The organism is Vibrio nigripulchritudo ATCC 27043, from assembly GCF_000222685.1.
Lineage (GTDB): Bacteria > Pseudomonadota > Gammaproteobacteria > Enterobacterales > Vibrionaceae > Vibrio > Vibrio nigripulchritudo.
This window is the reverse complement of record NZ_AFWJ01000012.1, coordinates 1-17,638: the sequence shown is the minus strand read 5'-3', so window position 1 is coordinate 17,638 and position 17,638 is coordinate 1. Positions and strand designations below refer to the sequence as shown.

At 44.1% G+C, this 17,638-nt stretch carries 17 protein-coding genes; 15 read left to right on the top strand and 2 right to left on the bottom strand.

What is annotated here, in order from left to right:
• The 3 genes from RH89_RS02370 to RH89_RS02360 form a co-directional block, all read left to right on the top strand.
• A partial coding sequence (locus tag RH89_RS02370) for a DUF3581 family protein (protein ID WP_038144706.1) occupies positions 1-194 on the top strand: 194 nt, incomplete at its 5' end.
• A 220-nt stretch (positions 195-414) separates the two neighbouring features.
• Entirely contained in the window at positions 415-1,431 is a 1,017-nt protein-coding gene (locus tag RH89_RS02365) for a GGDEF domain-containing protein (RefSeq protein ID WP_022550289.1), read from the top strand.
• Positions 1,432-1,611: 180 nt separating this feature from the next.
• Entirely contained in the window at positions 1,612-2,913 is a 1,302-nt protein-coding gene (locus tag RH89_RS02360; RefSeq protein ID WP_038144704.1) for an esterase-like activity of phytase family protein, read from the top strand.
• Positions 2,914-2,916: 3 nt separating this feature from the next.
• On the opposite strand, the gene RH89_RS02355 is transcribed toward RH89_RS02360, so the two are convergent.
• A complete protein-coding gene (locus RH89_RS02355) occupies positions 2,917-3,465 on the bottom strand; it encodes a GNAT family N-acetyltransferase (protein ID WP_022613978.1) in 549 nt (182 codons plus the stop codon).
• A gap of 249 nt (positions 3,466-3,714) precedes the next feature.
• On the opposite strand from RH89_RS02355, the gene RH89_RS02350 reads away from it, so the two are divergent.
• On the top strand, positions 3,715-3,939 hold the full coding sequence (locus tag RH89_RS02350; protein ID WP_004398362.1) for a hypothetical protein: 225 nt from the start codon (positions 3,715-3,717) through the stop codon (positions 3,937-3,939).
• A 77-nt stretch (positions 3,940-4,016) separates the two neighbouring features.
• Here RH89_RS02350 and ydiJ read toward each other — a convergent pair whose 3' ends face one another.
• Positions 4,017-7,055, bottom strand: coding sequence for a D-2-hydroxyglutarate dehydrogenase YdiJ (ydiJ, locus tag RH89_RS02345; protein ID WP_004398361.1), 3,039 nt, complete (start codon positions 7,053-7,055; stop codon positions 4,017-4,019).
• A 220-nt stretch (positions 7,056-7,275) separates the two neighbouring features.
• Between ydiJ and RH89_RS02340 the strand changes: the two genes are divergently transcribed.
• The 11 genes from RH89_RS02340 to RH89_RS29540 all read left to right on the top strand — a co-directional run.
• Positions 7,276-7,953, top strand: coding sequence for a DUF3334 family protein (locus tag RH89_RS02340; RefSeq protein ID WP_004398360.1), 678 nt, complete (start codon positions 7,276-7,278; stop codon positions 7,951-7,953).
• A 128-nt stretch (positions 7,954-8,081) separates the two neighbouring features.
• Positions 8,082-8,765 (top strand): DUF2786 domain-containing protein, encoded by a 684-nt coding sequence (locus tag RH89_RS02335; protein WP_004398359.1) that lies wholly within the window; start codon positions 8,082-8,084, stop codon positions 8,763-8,765.
• A 126-nt stretch (positions 8,766-8,891) separates the two neighbouring features.
• The gene (locus RH89_RS02330; RefSeq protein ID WP_004398358.1) at positions 8,892-9,557 is read left to right on the top strand and encodes a YiaD family glycine zipper/OmpA-like lipoprotein; all 666 of its coding nucleotides are present in this window, start codon (positions 8,892-8,894) and stop codon (positions 9,555-9,557) included.
• Positions 9,558-9,733: 176 nt separating this feature from the next.
• On the top strand, positions 9,734-10,771 hold the full coding sequence (locus RH89_RS02325; protein WP_139063214.1) for a J domain-containing protein: 1,038 nt from the start codon (positions 9,734-9,736) through the stop codon (positions 10,769-10,771).
• A gap of 258 nt (positions 10,772-11,029) precedes the next feature.
• Entirely contained in the window at positions 11,030-11,212 is a 183-nt protein-coding gene (locus tag RH89_RS02320; protein ID WP_004398356.1) for a hypothetical protein, read from the top strand.
• A gap of 238 nt (positions 11,213-11,450) precedes the next feature.
• Entirely contained in the window at positions 11,451-11,876 is a 426-nt protein-coding gene (locus tag RH89_RS28585; protein ID WP_004398355.1) for a hypothetical protein, read from the top strand.
• Positions 11,877-12,135: 259 nt separating this feature from the next.
• A complete protein-coding gene (locus tag RH89_RS02310) occupies positions 12,136-13,242 on the top strand; it encodes a phosphoribosylaminoimidazolesuccinocarboxamide synthase (RefSeq protein ID WP_004398354.1) in 1,107 nt (368 codons plus the stop codon).
• Between the two features lie 1,223 nt (positions 13,243-14,465).
• On the top strand, positions 14,466-14,840 hold the full coding sequence (locus tag RH89_RS02305) for an acyl carrier protein (protein WP_079655607.1): 375 nt from the start codon (positions 14,466-14,468) through the stop codon (positions 14,838-14,840).
• Position 14,841: 1 nt separating this feature from the next.
• The gene (locus RH89_RS02300) at positions 14,842-16,080 is read left to right on the top strand and encodes a beta-ketoacyl-[acyl-carrier-protein] synthase family protein (protein WP_004398352.1); all 1,239 of its coding nucleotides are present in this window, start codon (positions 14,842-14,844) and stop codon (positions 16,078-16,080) included.
• A gap of 53 nt (positions 16,081-16,133) precedes the next feature.
• A complete protein-coding gene (locus tag RH89_RS02295; protein WP_004398351.1) occupies positions 16,134-17,369 on the top strand; it encodes a beta-ketoacyl synthase N-terminal-like domain-containing protein in 1,236 nt (411 codons plus the stop codon).
• Positions 17,366-17,638: beta-ketoacyl synthase N-terminal-like domain-containing protein (locus tag RH89_RS29540; RefSeq protein WP_004398350.1), on the top strand; the 273-nt coding region annotated here is incomplete at its 3' end. The genes RH89_RS02295 and RH89_RS29540, both read left to right, overlap by 4 nt.

Sequence of the window (17,638 nt, the reverse complement as noted above, 5' to 3'; positions counted from 1 at the left end):
AAATTGAAGGCAAGCGTGGTCAAGTCACATTGAACTTCAGCTTTACTGACAACGGTAAAGTGGTCGGTAAAGGTGTGAAACGCATGGTCGCATCTGGATTGCGTCCATATGAAAAAGAAGCGGTTGACGATCTGGTTGAACGTTTTAATGCTCGAAAAGACGCCTTTATTGAAGCACAAGCTGTAGCAGCATAAGCCTGTAAAAAAAGATTCAAATCCCGGGTTAGCGCCCGGGATTTTTGCTTTCTGCCCCCTTCCAACCCCCACTTAATTACAATCAACTCAGTTTCTGTGCACTCCTTTGAAACCATTTGTTACAGAGTTTGATATACTTTTATAAAAATAATATTGCTTGCTGGCATCGAAACCTTGCAATTAAAGGGGTGCGATGCTCCCTACTCCACGGGGAACCTGTATGCTAAGAAAAAGAACGCCAGAGTGGATGGCGTCACATTACGGGCTGCTGGAGCTTAACGAACATCATAAAGTCCTACGCTTTATTACCATTGTATCGTTGCTCGTGTTCGTACCATTTTCGATCAAAAATGTTGTATTGGGGGAATATATTTATGCTGGTCTGCTGATTGCTTTTCAATTGTCACTGCTTCTGGAAGTGTACTGGTTTTATACCCGACGCAGACCTTTGATTACTTACCTCCTACCCGTAATGCTACTCATAGCATGTGCGGTATTCGCGATCCCTGTTCTTGGTATTATAGGTTCATACTGGGCATTTCCTATCGCGGTTTGCGTGGTATTCGTCGTCCCGACCCGAGTATCTTCAATCTGCAATGGAATCATGATCGTTGGTATCGCGGTGGTTGGGTATTACTACCTTGAGCACGCAACGCTTCTTCGATTAGTGGGTGCCCTAAGCATTACTGCAATTTGCGCGCAATTTATGATGAGCTCGCTGATCAAAACGCAGGATAAGCTGAAAGAACTTTCGATCACCGATGCGATGACAGGTGCGCTGAACCGTTCGCAGCTAGAGGCTTATCTCGGTACGAGTCTGGAACTACACCGCAAAACAGGAATGTCTTCAAGTATCGCTTTGATCGACATTGATAATTTCAAGCAGGTTAACGACAGCTTCGGTCACGATGTTGGCGATCAGATGATTCAATCGGTAGTTAAGGTCATCAAAGAACACCTTAGGTCGAGTGATTTCATCTTTCGATTGGGTGGCGACGAGTTTCTGATTCTGTTTCGTAAATCAGGTTTAAAAGACAGTTACATCCTGATGGAGAAGCTGAAACAGAAAATTTCTGAACTTCACCACCACAACGAATTGGAAGCATCAATCAGTGTGGGAATGGCTCCTTCCTGTGTCGACATCAAAGTGAACGAATGGCTAAAACACGCTGACCTGTCACTCTATGACGCCAAAAAACAAGGCAGAAACCGGATCGTCATTCACCGCGACCATTGATTCATTCCTTTGATAAACAACTATGCCCATATATGGGTATAGTCTCTCCAGCTCATTCATATTGTGTCCCAGATTTGGGAAGTCACTGAGTGGAAACATAACTATCAATATAGATTCACAGATCTGACAAGCCCGGTCATTACTGTCTGTCGTTGAACCACTCAAACTAAACAGGATGTAATGATGAACAGCAAGTATCTCTGGGCAATGATGCCCCTACTCTCTTTATCTGCATTTGCAGAGACCCAGTTCGTAGCAAAATTAAAAGGTCATGTGATCATTCCGGCGCAAAGCTTTATCGCGCCACCCAAGGATGCACCATACTCCTTCAGCCATTCAGGTCGCTTTACAGGAAAGGGCAACCAACGTGTTGAGCAGACGGGTGCCAATAAGAATAAAACTGGCATTGGTACTCCCTTCGCCGGGCAGCCGTTGCAAGGTTTCTCAGGCATTAAGACTTTAGGAAATGACCGATTTTTGCTTCTTACCGATAACGGCTTCGGGCGAAAATCTAACTCTGCAGATGCCATGCTGTTTTTTCACATCGCTAAAATCGACTTCGAAAATGATGAGGCATTGATTGAGAAAACCCTATTCCTAAGCGACCCGAATAGAGTCGTTCCATTTCCCATCCAGGCAGAACACTCCGAAACACGTTACCTGACAGGAGCAGATCTCGACCCAGAATCCATTCAACCTATCGAAGGCGGTTACATTATTGGCGAGGAGTTTGGTCCCTACATTCTGACAACCGATTCTAATGGTGTGGTGACATCATTTCACGAAACGCGAGTCAACGGTCATCTATATCGATCGCCAGATAATCCAATGGCGGATTTCACTTCCGGTAAAGACAAGTTTGATGTTCCTCGCTCTGGCGGGTATGAAGGCATGGCTGCAAGCCCTGATGGCAGATTTGTGTACCCGATGCTGGAAAAGCCAACCATTGGTGACAAATCTGGACTTCGCTACTTAAAAGTTTTTGAATTCGATGTCGCTAAAAGAGCCTTTACCAGCAACGTGTACAAATACCCACTGCATGAAAACGCAGCGGCAATTGGTGATTTCAATTTGATTGATGACAGACGCGCACTGGTCATAGAAAGAGACAACGGGCAAGGCGATGAAGACAAATCGTGTAAGGTCTCTGCTAAACCCTGCTTTTCTAACCCCGCAAAGTTTAAACGTATCTATCTGGTGGATTTGAAAGCAAAAGACGCCAATGACTTAGCGAAAAAGTTAGGTTACATCGACCTGATGGACATTCAGGATCCTGATAAGCTTGCGAAACTGGGCGCCAGAAAGGATGGTCGATTTACTTTCCCTTTTGTCACCATTGAAGATGTTGACCGCTTTGATGACAACCACATCATTGTCGGAAACGACAATAACTTCCCATTCAGTCAGGGAAGACATCCGGTGAATGCCGATAACAATGAATTTATTTTGTTAGAAGTAGGTCCATTCCTGAAACAGAAGTAACGGTCAGAGACGATTGAGTTCAAGACAAAACTCGTAACAATCAATCATATTGCCGTTGATGCAGGTAAAGTCATTGACTTTGCCTGTCTGTTTAAACTGATTGTTAAGCAGCACACGCTGCGATGCGACGTTTCCAGTTGCCGCGTAAGCTCTGAGTTTAGTTAGCCCCCTGTAGGTGGTTGCATAACGAATCAGTTGCTGCGTCGCCAGAGTTGCAAGACCTTGTCCGGTTGAACGCTCAGCAATTCGGTAACCTACCCAGGCCTCGCCTTTCTTGAGGTCAATGCCATGCAAGTTAGCTCGCCCTAATATCTCCCCACGTCCATTTTTGATGAGTGTGGGTAGCATGGTCATGCTTTCGTAGTCTCGCAGACACTCTCGAATATGAAGGTTAACTCCTTTCAAGCAGTAGAAACTCTCTGGTCTGCCATCGATGTAAGACTCAAACCAGTGGCGATTAGCTCGTTCGAATCGAAGTAAATCTTCACAATCGTGGTAACTGAGAACAGGAAATGTGAACAGATTATCTTGCATCGCACCTATCTTTTTCATTGAGCTCAACGAGTCCAAATATTGAACTCTATGCAATAAAACCACAAATTAAGAAATGGGATTTTTTCTAGATTGTTGAGACTGATAACAAAATTAAGAAACGATAGTCGGTAAGCGACAACCGATTCTCTTACCACATTTCATTTTCTGAGCACGTGATCATCCAAAGCAATATGGATACTTTTAATTAGCCAAATTGTTATGTTATAACGTCATAAAAACTTAATCAGTAAAAAGGAAACCTGCTTCATGTCTAAATCCGCAATTCCAAGCACCTATCACGAATGGCGACATTGTATTACCGTTGATTGCGGCATCCCACTAACAACAGAATACGTTGAACAGCGTATCGAGGCACTTCAGTCCGACAGGGATGAGCATACTAAGCAGTTTGTGAAGCTGTATGGCGATCAGTACAGGCAGCAAGTGGTTAACTGGTTCAAAGAAGCACAAGCTGAATTAGCCAACGGATAATCTACCAATCTTCCAAATCAAAAAAGCGAAGCTCAATGCTTCGCTTTTTACATAACCGAGCTCGGATAAGAGGTTGGCTAAACCAATGTAAGTAGTGCCTGAAGCGGGTGTTTCAACCTTTCATTAGCAAAACGTTTCACCTGACTTCGACAGGAATACCCGGTTGCCAAACAGTGGGACTTGTCCAGTTCTTCCATTTGAGGCTCCCAGCTTAAACCATAAATGTCGCGAGACATTTCCAGTTTATCGACTTCGTGACCAAACGTACCTGCCATTCCACAGCATCCGACTGGGATGGTGTTCAGAGTGGCACCAAACTTGGTGAAAATCGCTCCCCACTCTTTTTCTGCATTTGGCATTTTGGTTTTTTCTGTACAGTGTGAGAACAGATACCAAGGCTGTTCGTAACGTTTGTCAGACAAGGTGATGTCGTCAAGTTGCGGCGTCAGCCACTCATGAACGGTAAGCACCTCAAAATCACCACGTTTGTCCCCAAGAACTTCTTTGTATTCGTCGCGATAACAAAGCACCAGAGCTGGATCGACCCCGACCAGTGGAATACCGGTATCCGCTACCATCGCCAGAAAATCAGATGTGTTCTTTGCCGAAGCCGCGAATTGCGATAAGAATCCTTTGATATGTTGCGCTTTGCCGTTGGGTTTAAAAGGCAGCAGGACGGGCTTTTTACCTAAACGTTGCGCCAAAAGCACAAAGTCTTCTACCACTTCAGCATCGTAGTAACTGGTGAAAGGATCCTGAACAATCAGCACATAGTCTTGCTTCTCTGAATCCGATAAGGCGTTCAGTTTCTTCAGATCAAACTGAGTATCATGATGAGGTTTCAACCTCTGAATCAATGTTGGTACGCTCATGAGCGGCGCATCAACGTACCCTACAGTTTTCGCCGTGAGCGACTGAACCCAATTCTGATTAAGTGCCAGGTTAACGGTTTTCGGAATCTTAGCCATAAAAGGCAAAAGGGTTTCAATGTTAGCAACCAGATAGTCTTTGGCTGGGCGCTGGTATCTTGAGTAATAGATGTTCAAGAATCGCGAGCGGAAACTCGGCACATCAACTTTAATCGGACACTGGCTGGCGCACGCTTTACAGGCTAAGCATCCATTCATCGCTTCGTACACTTCATGGGAGAAGTCATACTCATGACGTTTATTGATGGTGTTTCTGACACGATCAAGCAATGTCTTTATACTGGCGCTCCCTTTAAGGGTCTGTTTCTCCAGATCCAGAATATCTATGCCGTGATCAGTGAGCTGCCTTAACCATTCACGCACCATACCTGCTCGCCCTTTTGGCGAATGGCGGCGGTCGGCGGTAACCTTCATGGAAGGACACATTGGTGAACTGGTGTCGTAGTTAAAACAGAGACCGTTGCCATTACATTCCATGGCTTGCTTAAAACTGTCCCTTACCTGAACCGGAATTTGACGATCAAAAGTACCGCGCTTAGCGTCCGTCACCTTAACCAGTTCAGCGTCACTCCCCAAAGGCGTGCAGATTTTACCTGGGTTCATTTTGTTTAATGGGTCAAAAGCCGCCTTTACCCGGCGAAGTTCCATGAAAAGAGACTCACCGAAAAACTCTGGTCCGTACTCTGAACGAAACCCTTTACCATGTTCGCCCCACATTAAACCACCGTACTTGGCCACCAACTTCACGACTTCATCCGAGATGCGATGCATCAGGGCTTCCTGTTCAGGATCACAGAGATCCAACGCAGGACGTACGTGCAGAACACCAGCATCGACATGACCGAACATTCCGTAGTTCAGTTCTTTCTCATCCAGGAGATCACGAAACTCCTGAATGAAGTCCGCCAAGTTCTCGGGTGGTACACAGGTATCCTCGGCAAATGCCACAGGTTTTGCCTTCCCTTTGGCAGCACCAAGCAGACCAACCGCCTTTTTACGCATGGCGTAAATTCGCCCAATACTCGCGAGATCGGTACACACCTGATAGCCAATGATGCCACCGTCTTCATTTTCCAGCATCTGATCCAACTTGCTCGTAAGCTGAGCAACCTGATTCTCTACTTTTTCACTGTCTTGCCCGGCAAACTCGACAATGTTAATGCCGAGCATTTCTTTGCCCGGGACATCGGTCAGAAGATCGCTAACCGTATGCCAGACGATGTCTTCTTTCGCAAGGTTAAGGACTTTTGAGTCGATGGTTTCTACTGAAAGCGCATTCGCTTCCACCATAAATGGGGCGTTACGGAGCGCGGAGTCGAACGTGTTGTACTTTACGTTCACCAGCGTTCGCGCTTTAGGGATTAAAGTAAGGTTGAGTTTTGCTTCAGTGATGAATGCCAGAGAACCTTCTGCACCACAAAGTACGCGAGTTAAATCGAAGGTATCATCCTCTTCATTCAGCGCATTTTTCAGATCGTAACCAGTCAGAAATCGGTTAAGCGGCGGAAACTTCTCTACAATTTCAGGGCGTTTCTGACGACAAACCTGCTCAGTAACAGCCAAAGCCTGCTGAGCGTACGTCCCTTCTTCTGGGCTTTCACCACTTTGATCACTTTCAATTAATGAACCATCTGCAAAAACAGCTTGCAGAGACAAAACATGATCCGACGTTTTTCCGTAAACCAGTGACCCCTGACCAGACGCATCAGTGTTAATCATGCCACCCAGTGTGGCACGATTACTGGTTGAGAGCTCTGGAGAGAAGAAGAAGCCATAAGGACGAATAACGTCATTAAGCTTATCTTTTACAATACCCGTCTGTACCCTAACCCAGCCTTCTTTTTCGTTAATTTCCAACACCTTGTTCATATGACGAGAAAGGTCAACCACGATGCCTTTTGTCAAAGATTGCCCGTTTGTGCCCGTTCCGGCACCACGTGGGGAAAAAGTAATGGTTGAGTAATCAGGCTGGCTTCCGATTTGCCCGATTAACTGAACGTCTTGGGTAGTCTTGGGATGGACAACAGCCTGAGGTAGCTGCTGGTATACACTGTTGTCAGTGGCGACGGCTAAGCGGCTTGAGTACATGGACTCGATATCACCAGTAAAGCCTGCTTGTTGAAGTTCTTCGAGGTATTGTTTAACTAAAGGATCAACATCCGATTGGTGTTGTAGTCTTGGTAACATTATGCTTCCTGCTCCCTGATGGCTGTTCCGTTCAGCCGGGATAAAAATGGTTTAAACATTGCGATTTATTTTTTGATTTTCGTCACTTTACAACATTTCAGAGCTTGATAAAAACAGAAAGTACGCATGAAATTAAATCGTTTGCTTACATTTTTGAATTTTTCGTCCACACTTCAATACAAGCAAACATTTTCTCCTATCGTTGTTAAGCGAATTCCATATGAAAAAAAATAAGATAGTTACAACAGAAGATATCCTTTTAAAGCTGTGCCAATCGGTTTCTGGTGTGCTGCAGTCGGCAACGGATTCAAAGATTTCATACTCCGCAATGGTGCAAAAGATCAATAAAACTTGCTTAAAGCCAGACTTTGGCTGTTTCGTACTTTTCGATGGCGGGTTTTCGGGGCTAGTCGTTATTAACTTTACTGCGCAGTCTGCGCTAGAACTTTATCAAAACTACATGCGTAACATGGGAATGCCGGAAGATGAACTGGCTATTCTCCATACTTCAGATGAAGTGGGTGACGTACTGGGTGAACTGATGAACCAGTTGGTGGGTGATTTCACCAATAAGATCAGAAAAGAACTGCAAACCAATATCACACAAAACCAGCCGAAGATGTTGGCGATCAACAAGCAGGTCATGCTGTCTGTTGATACTAACCTTGACCGTCCTCAGGCAAGGCGTGTGACTTTCTCTACCGAGAAGAACAACATCTTTTATCTTGAGCTGGCAATGGATAAAACGGAGTTCATCCAGCTTGAAGAATTTGAAGCCGAAGATGACGCTAGCGTTGATGACATTTTCGAGCAAGCAAAGACAAGTGAAAAGAAAGTTGACGATATCCCACCTTCGGATGACGTGGCTGATGACCTACTGGACGAATTGGGCATCTAACTCTTTCTTTCATAAGAAAGCATTGAAAACGCCGCGCTTGATAAGAGCGCGGCGTTTTTGCTTTATGCTTCCACTTGCGTTTCTAACACGTTAAAATGGTCGACTTTTCCAATTGAACAGCTGTGGACATGGATAAAAAGAAAGCCCTGAAAAAAATTGCCAAATGTTTAGAGCTAGGCAACTCTGCCAACGTAAACGAGGCCGCCAACGCCATCAAAATGGCGCATCGTTTGATGCTCAAATATGGACTTGATAAAGACGACATCGAATTTATCAAGATGGGAAAAACTCAGTCCAGCCACCTATTACCTTCGAGTGTCTCGTCTAACCTGCTGCGCATTATCCGCGGCATCAACACCAAGTTTGGTGTTGAAGCAGTGTTACTGAACCACAAAGGTCTTAAACGTCTTGAATTCATCGGCGAAGCAGACAGAGCCATTTTTGCTGCTTTTGCTTTTGACATCATCTATCGTGAAATGAACGAACAAACCGGACAATTCAGAAATAGCTTTGCAGGTTCAGGCACAAGCAGTGCTGAAGTCACGCGTCGAGTTTCTTCATTTTTATCAGGCTGGATTGAAGGTGCGTTAGAGAAACTACCAGAAATCACGCCAGACGATGAATCCAACAACAAGATCAACAATTACATCGACAAAGAATTTAAAAACATCGACCGCGAAACTTTTAAACAGCAGTTAAAAGAAGCAATGAAGAACATCACCGCAGATTATGAAGTGGGATTGAAAAAAGGCAGACGGGTTTCAGTGAACCGACCGATTGACGGGGGTCAGGCGCCTAAGCTCCTCAAGTAAAAAATATGCCAACTGATAAGCACCCTTATTAGGGTGCTTTTTTATTGTCATTGGATATTAATAGAATGACGTGTTGTATAATTTAAATAATACGGTACGATACCTCTATATAACTTAGAGGTACTTATGAAATACATTTCTACCCTTCTTGCAACTGTGGTTATTCTTTCCGGTTGCCAAGCCACTCAGAGACAAAACGCGACCACAGGTCAAAATGAAACTAATTCCGCAACCAAAGGCGTGATTTTAGGTGCTTTAGCTGGCGCAGCCGCTGGAGCAATCACCGGAGACGACAGCAAAGACAGGCAGCGTCGCGCTTTATATGGCGCTCTTGGTGGTGCAGCTGTAGGTGGTGGGATCGGCTACTACTTCGACAAACAGGAAGAAGAACTGAGAACATCATTAGTTAACAGTGGCGTTCAAGTAGAACGTTTAGACGACAATCAGCTTCTACTGGTCATGGAAAACGGCATCGGGTTCCATTCTGGATCTTACGCTCTCGACCCTTCTATTCACCAAACGCTAAACAATGTTGCGAAAGTATTCAATCGTTACCCAGACACGAAATTAGTTGTTAATGGACACACGGACAGCTCTGGAAATGATTCTCGAAACCAGGTGCTGTCCGAGCAGCGTGCGACGCAAGTTCAGTCTTACCTGATTGGTCAGAACATCCAACCCGGTCGCGTTGACGCAAAAGGTTTCGGAGAGCGTTATCCTGTCTGCGATAATGCAACGACTCAGGGTCGAGCCTGTAACCGAAGAGTTGAAATACAAATCCTGCCACTTTAAGGAAAAGAGCAAACTGCAATTACGCGTTGAAATTTCAGCACATTCGACAGTACTCAGCTAAGCTTAAATTGTCGTTGTTACTTCCTACAACGGAGAAAGTCAGGTCATTTGGGTATATTGAGTTTAATGTTAGAATCAGCCCCAAAGGGGCTGTTTTTATCTCTATCGAATTGTCTATGAAACGTTTTTTTATTCTTGCTGCCATTAATTACTCTATCGTGCTTACCAAAGCCTTCGCGGTTCCTATTGAAGAGCTCGAAGTGAAAGCTAACAATCAGGATCCGGTTGCCCAGTATTCTCTGGCTCAGGCATTCTTTCAGGGTAATGGTGTGCCCAAAGATCCACAGTCCGCAATTGTCTGGCTAAGAAACTCCGCTGAAAACGGGTATCCTCTTGCGCAGCTAAAACTGGCTAATGCGTATGATTCGGGCTTAGCGATAGAAGAAAACCGCGCGCTTGCTATCTACTGGTATACAAAATCTGCGGTTCAGGGCTTAGCAAGGGCACAGCTTAAACTCGGCGCCATCTATGAAAGAAGTTTTCGCGAAACGAAAAGCGTCGCAGCTCTGGATTCTGCCGAGATCTGGTATCGCGTTGCCATGGAAAACAACAGCCATCAGGCTGAGGCAGCCTATAACAGAGTATTAGAGTCCAAATTCAATTACCGCAAGGCTGCACAATTGGGGCAATTTGAGGAGTTGGACAAGGCTCATGAAGACTCACTCACGACACTAGATAGCCCCATCCCCCCACCGCAGCCGGTAGTTAAAGACTTTCAATGGTATCTGAAGACTTATCAACAAGAGCTGATCTATGGCGGTGCCGGAATTGTTGGTGTTCTACTTCTTCTCATTCTGTTTGTATTGATGCGGAAAGGTCGGCAGAAAAACAAAAATACGGAACTAGAAAGCAAGGTTTCAGAACAGAATCAGCAGTCCAAGAAATTAAGACGAGAGCTCGAAAGAGCTCATAAACAGATCTTAAAGCAGAATGGACTGATTGAAGAAATGAAGTCTGCATCCCAAGATCAGAAGTTCCACATCGCTTGTGCAGTCTTTGGTTTTAACCCCAAACGTTTGCCTAAAAAAGATGTGATCAAGAACCGTTACAAAAAGCTTTGTCGCGTATATCATCCTGACGCCAATGGCAGCGATGAAGAGATGAGAAGGCTAAATACTGCGCTAAAGCTCATTTTGCAACAAAATGTTAATTAAATGTAACTATCGCTTAACATTTTCTGCGTCGGCATGTCATAATTCATTGCTTATATGTACCCGGAGTCTTTGCTCACAGAACACACCGCTCCACCATAGCGCGTGACTTTGATTGGTTTAGGTAGCTGACTGACTCATATTGAAAGCGTAGGAATGGCAAAAGCCCGTTCCGCCTGTTGATTGAGACACACCACCTTTTCGACAAGCTCACCATGCATAGCACGAGTAAAGGCCAAGCTGTTTAAAAAGGGGGAAATAGTGTTCGATATTGAAGGCATATGTGATTGGTGTAAAAGACCAAGTCTTCTTACTCGCCATGACTACATAGATGGCAAGTTTCATCACTCTTGTGAAAAGTGCAATGATCTCGCGAGACTGGATGTACGCCAGTTTAACATTGCCGAGCAGCAGCTCATTGATAAACGCGAAGAACAACGTTGATTTAAAGTCACGTAAAGAAGGCGCCTGTATAGGCGCTTTTTTAATGCCTAAAAAAGCGCCTACACAGTAAACAGGACGAAAAACACTGTATAAGAAACCAGTGTTTTTTAACTAATAATTTCAATCAGTTAAATAAATTAGCCTATTATTTAATCAAAAAAGTAAAAAATTTTGCTTGCTAAACGAGCAAAATATAATTACTGTTAATTCATACAGTATGTATAAGGAAACAGTAATCATGTATAACTTTCAGCGCACTAACCAAGTTCAAAACACATCGTCTGACCGTTTCGCTATCGCTGAATATCAGCGTAATACTGCTAGCAATGATTCGGATTGCTGCGTTGAAATCGCAAAGTTATCTCAAGGTTCTAAATGGGTACTGTTAACAAGCCAATGTCGTAAACCTAAGTCTTCCATGCTTAAGCAGCATAAGGTCAACGCAGAGCACCTGCTTCAAATGATGCCTTCAAGAGTCATGTCTGAAAAAGAAGTCGTGCTAAAAGCTATGTTGTCTGGTAACGCAAGTGCAGTTATCGCCAGTAAGAGCATTTCGGCAATTGACCAAAAACACCTTCTTAGTCGTGCTGCTCAACTAAACTGCGCTCTATTCTTTACCAACGACGCATCTGAACTGTTTTCTCACAAAGAATCCATTCACTAAATACTAACTCTTACTGCTGCTTCCACTGCCGAGCCCTTCAGCTTTAACCTGAAGGGCTTTGCTTTGATGCCAACCCTCGATTACAACCTTCACATCTGTACTGAAAATAAACGAGTAATACGCTCGAAAGGCAATCGTTTGCTTTTTATCTGGAAGAGAAAAAAAGTTCTGGTATCATGCGCATCATTCGCACACAGCAAGTTTTTACTCTTTACTTGCGTGCCCTCTTTGACGTTTGAACATAGATAGGAATGTCGTAATGAGCTTAGCTGATCAAGTACTCGCAGTTAATGATGATCTCCCAATCCGCACTAATAACCCCGTCCACAGCGGCAAAGTCCGTTCGGTGTACTGGTTAACTGAAGAAGACAGCAAAAGACTGATTAAAGAAAAAGGGTACGATGTCGCCCCTGATGCCCCACTTGCTATCATGGTCATCAGCGATCGAATCTCGGCGTTCGACTGTATCTGGCATGCAGAAGGTGGATTAAAAGGCGTTCCTGGTAAAGGTGCTGCGCTGAACGCTATCTCCAATCACTGGTTTAAACTCTTCAAAGAGAATGGACTGGCTGACAGTCACATTCTTGACATCCCTCACCCATTTGTCTGGATCGTGCAAAAAGCCAAACCCGTTATGATTGAAGCAATTTGCCGTAAATACATTACTGGTTCTATGTGGCGTGCCTACGCAAACGGCGAACGCGAATTTTGTGGCATCGAACTTCCAGAAGGTCTGGAAAAAGATAAGGTGCTTCCAGAACTACTGATGACACCTTCTACTAAAGGCATATTGAAAGGCATACCTGGTGTGCCTGAAGGGGATGACGTCAACATTACTCGCGCAAACATTGAAGACAACTTCACAGCATTTAACTTCTCTAAAGCCGAAGACATCCCTCACTACGAGAACCTGTTAAAAGAAGGATTTGAAGTCATCAGCAAAGCACTTGCAGATGTTGACCAGATTTTCGTAGACACAAAGTTTGAATTTGGCTACGTCACAGACGCATCAGGAAAAGAAAAACTCATCTATATGGATGAAGTGGGTACACCCGACTCTTCACGAATCTGGGATGAAGCGGAATACAACAAAGGCAACATTGTTGAAAACTCCAAAGAAGGGTTCCGTCAGTTTCTTCTGAATCACTTCCCAGACCCAGACATCCTGCTTAACAAAGAGCGTATGGACGAGCGTTTTGCACTTGCACAAGACAACGAACTGCCTGAGCAAGCCTTAATCGATATCTCTAATACTTACATCGGTATTGCTGAAAAGATCACTGGGAAAGAGATAACGCTTAGTGCCAATCCGAAGCAAGAAATCATTGATGTACTGCGCAAGGAATACGACCTCATTGCAGATTAGTGATTCAAAGTAATCAAATAGAAACCAGCCCTGATTCGGCTGGTTTTTTTATGTCTGCGTACTTCTCGTGCTTCCGGTAGAAGATTCAAGTCTCAGAAAAGTGTGACAATGATCCTCCATTTGAAACCTAACATACTGTAAACGGAACTAACATCTCTTTGTAATATCGACTTATTGCATATTTGCATATAACTTACGAATCAACAGCACAGCATTGATTTGTATTTGTAGATGAAGTCTTTCAACAAGAAGTTTCAGCAATGTCCTATCTCCGAATTAACACAACTCTGTTTCCAAGTGACCTCTATACACTTGGCTCAAAGCAAGACATCCGGCTCTATATTGAGGCGTCGAGCTAAAGGTCAATTGAGGCAAAATCCAGATTCGACCTCGAATCGTAAAAGCAGCTTAGACTGGCTCACGGGTGCATTCACCCTTCAGTTTACCTGACGCGTCGACAGATGGTTCAAGGTGTACTCGCTCAAGTAATACGAAAGGTCTTTACCCAAGTCCTACAGCGTTGATAGAACACCACAAAGCCCTGTAAAAAGCCGCGTATACACCTTTAGGCACTCTGTGTCTGGTCAACCTATTTCGTTCTATGAGTTGGTAAATCTCAATGGTTATCTATCCAATTGTCTGGGTGTTGCTCATCCAAAAATCGCCATTAAACATAGAGTTACCTCTTTATTTCATCAAGAAAAAAGTAATAATCAAATTGAGAATTTTATTACTTAAATATGAATGAAACATTAGGTCAATATAAAAACAAACACTTATAACACTTTATTATCAATTGGTTATCAGTGTTTTATAAATAAGAATAAATATTATTTTGTCGATTATTTAACAAACTTTTAAAAGTTTGTGTTCAATCGAATTTGAATCATACCTTCAATTCAATAACGCAGAGTTAGTAGATCATATCGATTTATTAATCATTTCTAATTAAAGCAATTGCTAATTAATTCTTTAGTCAATTTTAATAAATGCAAAATAACAACTAAATCAATAGAAGCCTTTAATATGAGGAGAACTATTAATGACATAATTAACATTTAAATATATCAAAAAAATGCGACGCACTACTAATTCTTCTAGCCAAAACCAAGAGGAAGGACCTGCTTCGCCTAAAAAAAATGACAGTAACTTTTTGTTTTACAAGTATTTTTTATTTGTGATAGGGTTTTAAAAGTCGTCAAAAGCAAACTAAAAAGGAAACTATGATGTTATTAAATGAAGTAAGTGAAATCCTTGTCGAAGTATTAGGTGTGGAGCCAGAAGAAGTCACAGAAAACGCAAACCTGGTTGATGACTTAGCTGCTGAATCAATTGACTTTGTCGATATCATTTATTCAATAGAACAGAAATATCAACTTAAAATATCAGCAGGGGATATTTTTCCAGCATTTTTGCAAGAAGAAAACTTTTTAAACCAAGACGGTAAGGTTTCTGAAGATTCAATTGAAAGACTTAAAAAGGAATATCCACATTATTCCGATGAAGTTATTCAGGAATTTATAGAGAAACAAACCGCTGATGTATTTTTCAATGTGAGCTCTCTGGTTAATTTCGTATCACACAAACAGGCTGCGTAACATGATTCCTTCAGATGTCGTCATTACTGGAATGGGCTTATTCACATCGCTTGGTACTTGCGTACCGGATGTATGGAATCAAGTTCTACTCAACCGTTCTGGAATTAAAGATATTCCTCGTAGCTCTTGGTTATCTGGTCATGGTGTTCATCTTTTGGCATCGGCTCCGTCTTCATCGGACTTTTCGTCTTTTACCACGAAATGGAATGTCAGTAGAAAGACCGTCCGAAACATGGGCAGAGCCAGCAACATGTTTTGCTATTCAACCTTAAGCGCCCTTGAACACGCGGGTTTTCATTCCCCTTCATCATTACCGGAGCATCGATCCGGCATAATTGTGGGGACTGGCACATCACTGTGTGATGAATACCATTCAACGGCGCTTTCGGAACGAAATCCTACCTGGTTTCTTGATACCTATCCCAACATCGTTTTAGGTCAAGCTTCACTGGTTACCGGAATCACAGGCTTTGGCAGCACCATTGTGAATGCCTGCACAAGCGCAAGTTTGGCTATTGGCCAGGCTTACCGAATGATTCAGTCAGGTGAAGCCGATGTCATGGTCGCAGGAGGCAGTGACAGTCGTCTGTCTCCATCTTTTCTCTCTGGTTTTAGTCAGCTCAGTATGCACACCAACAGCGATGATGCTGAACGAGCTATGCGCCCCTTCGACAAACTGCGTAGTGGCTTTGTGCTCGGGGAAGGTGCTGGCGCACTGGTACTGGAAAGAAAAGATCACGCAATTCAACGCGGGGCCAAGATATTGGCTCGGGTCGCAGGATTTGCCTCCTCTATGGATGCATTTCGAATGACTGACCCCTGCCCTGTTGGCAAGCTGAAAGCCATGAGACGTGCTTTGTCAGATGCCCAGTTGCAACCGTCACAGATTGATTACGTCAATGCACATGGTACATCAACTCTCGCCAATGACCGGGAAGAAGCTAAAGCAACCGGAGATGTTTTCGGAACATCCCGACCTTTAGTTAACAGCAGCAAATACATGATTGGGCATACCTTGGCTGCAAGCGGCGCAATTGAATCCATTCTTTGTATTCAAAGTCTGCTTACCCAAACTGTCCATGGAAACCCCAATCTGGATCAGCCTGATCCAGCCTGTACTCTCAACTTTGTGGGCAAGGAAGCCGAGAAACACGCACTTCGCTACTGCATGAATAACTCAAGTGGTATCGGGGGCACGAATACATCACTGATATTTGAACGTGAGCTCGTCGAATCATAACTCACGAACTCACGACATCTAAGCACTACCAACGGTTTAATAAGGAAATTTCAATGCCTAAACCTAACGCGGTTATTACCGGATTAGGCGGACTCACTTCGCTCGGAATAACCTCAGAACAACATTTAGCTGGTCATCAGCAAGGGGAATCGGGAATTCGTTTCAACGACGATTTCCCCTACCCGCTGGGAGCAGTGCCTGAATTTAATCCACGTGAATTCATCAAAGACAAAAAGTCCATTCGCATGATGACTTTGCAGGTAAAACTTGGGGTATCCAGCGCCTCCCTTGCATTTGATAACGCAGGGTTAGAGCAGGACTATTTCCAAAAATATCAGGAAACATGCGGAGTAATATACGGCTCTTTTCTGTGTCAGGGCTTCTATAACAGCACCAAACCTTACATGTCATGCCTTAAAGAGGATTTGACCGTCGACTACGACAGCCTTGGCAATGAACATTATCGTCAGTTTCCTCCATTGTGGATATTGCCACGCCTGCCAAACACAGCAGGTGGTCAGGTTTCTATTCAGTATGGGTTACGCGGAATGAGTTACAGCGTAGTGAACGGTCCTGCCGGTGGCATGATAGCGGCAGGTGAAGCTATGGAAGCCATTGAAGATAAACGCGCAGACATGATCCTCGCCGGAGCAACAGAATCGGAAGCGATGCTCGACCATGCATTTCGTCTGGAGCAACGTTTGCCCGTCGCTAAATCCCTTGAAGAAACCGGCTTGGTGACTGGTGAAGGTGGAATAAGTTACGTCATTGAAAACAGCGACATCGCGCTTCAAGACAATCGCGCCATCTACGCCCATGTCCTCAGCTATCAAAACAATTACCTGCCTAACCTGTTTTCAGATTCAGCGGAGTTATCCATTTCTTCCATTGAAGCCAACATGCGTAAAGCCATCAAGAAAGCTGGATTGACTCCCGAAGATATCGATGCCGTTCAGCTGACACTGGCAGGCATTCCAGATCTGGATGAATGGGAAGCAACCGCAGCACAGCGTGTATTTGGTAACCATACCGCCGTTGTGTCTTCAACTGATTACACCGGGTTTTCTTTTGGCGCAGCCGGAGCAAGCTCCCTTTTCTATGCCTGTTTGCAACTCAAGCACCAGTATCTTGCCCCTGTGTTAAATCTCAGTCGAAAACCTCTTCAAGGAGCTTTGAACTACGTTAAAGAGCCTATGCTGAACACACCAATCCAACGTGTTCTTTGCCATCACATTGATTACCTGGGTAATCAAGTCAGTTTGCTTCTCGCTAAGGAGTCAAAAGAATGAATCGAGTTGTAGTGACAGGAATGGGTGCCGTTAGCGCGTTTGGTGCGGGAAGTGAGCGCCTTTGGCAATCCTTGCTGGCAGGGAAAAATGGCATTTCGCATATCGAACACTTTCCCATTCGCGGCGAGATTGTGTCGATTGCGGCATCAATGCCTGATTTGTCAGAAGACATTAAAGCGCACCCCAAATTGGCATCGATGACAACAGAAGACCCTTCCATTAAGAAGTTCTTCCTGGCGGTAGACGAAGCCGTAACGCAATCGAGGATT

Coding starts and splice junctions, on each gene's coding strand:
- RH89_RS02295 (WP_004398351.1), top strand. CDS start 16,134: ATGCCTAAACCTAACGCGGTTATTACCGGATTAGGCGGACTCACTTCG.
- RH89_RS02360 (WP_038144704.1), top strand. CDS start 1,612: ATGATGAACAGCAAGTATCTCTGGGCAATGATGCCCCTACTCTCTTTA.
- RH89_RS02325 (WP_139063214.1), top strand. CDS start 9,734: ATGAAACGTTTTTTTATTCTTGCTGCCATTAATTACTCTATCGTGCTT.
- RH89_RS02340 (WP_004398360.1), top strand. CDS start 7,276: ATGAAAAAAAATAAGATAGTTACAACAGAAGATATCCTTTTAAAGCTG.
- RH89_RS28585 (WP_004398355.1), top strand. CDS start 11,451: ATGTATAACTTTCAGCGCACTAACCAAGTTCAAAACACATCGTCTGAC.
- RH89_RS02355 (WP_022613978.1), bottom strand. CDS start 3,465: ATGAAAAAGATAGGTGCGATGCAAGATAATCTGTTCACATTTCCTGTT.
- RH89_RS02350 (WP_004398362.1), top strand. CDS start 3,715: ATGTCTAAATCCGCAATTCCAAGCACCTATCACGAATGGCGACATTGT.
- RH89_RS02335 (WP_004398359.1), top strand. CDS start 8,082: ATGGATAAAAAGAAAGCCCTGAAAAAAATTGCCAAATGTTTAGAGCTA.
- RH89_RS02305 (WP_079655607.1), top strand. CDS start 14,466: ATGATGTTATTAAATGAAGTAAGTGAAATCCTTGTCGAAGTATTAGGT.
- RH89_RS02330 (WP_004398358.1), top strand. CDS start 8,892: ATGAAATACATTTCTACCCTTCTTGCAACTGTGGTTATTCTTTCCGGT.
- RH89_RS02310 (WP_004398354.1), top strand. CDS start 12,136: ATGAGCTTAGCTGATCAAGTACTCGCAGTTAATGATGATCTCCCAATC.
- RH89_RS02300 (WP_004398352.1), top strand. CDS start 14,842: ATGATTCCTTCAGATGTCGTCATTACTGGAATGGGCTTATTCACATCG.
- ydiJ (WP_004398361.1), bottom strand. CDS start 7,055: ATGTTACCAAGACTACAACACCAATCGGATGTTGATCCTTTAGTTAAA.
- RH89_RS02365 (WP_022550289.1), top strand. CDS start 415: ATGCTAAGAAAAAGAACGCCAGAGTGGATGGCGTCACATTACGGGCTG.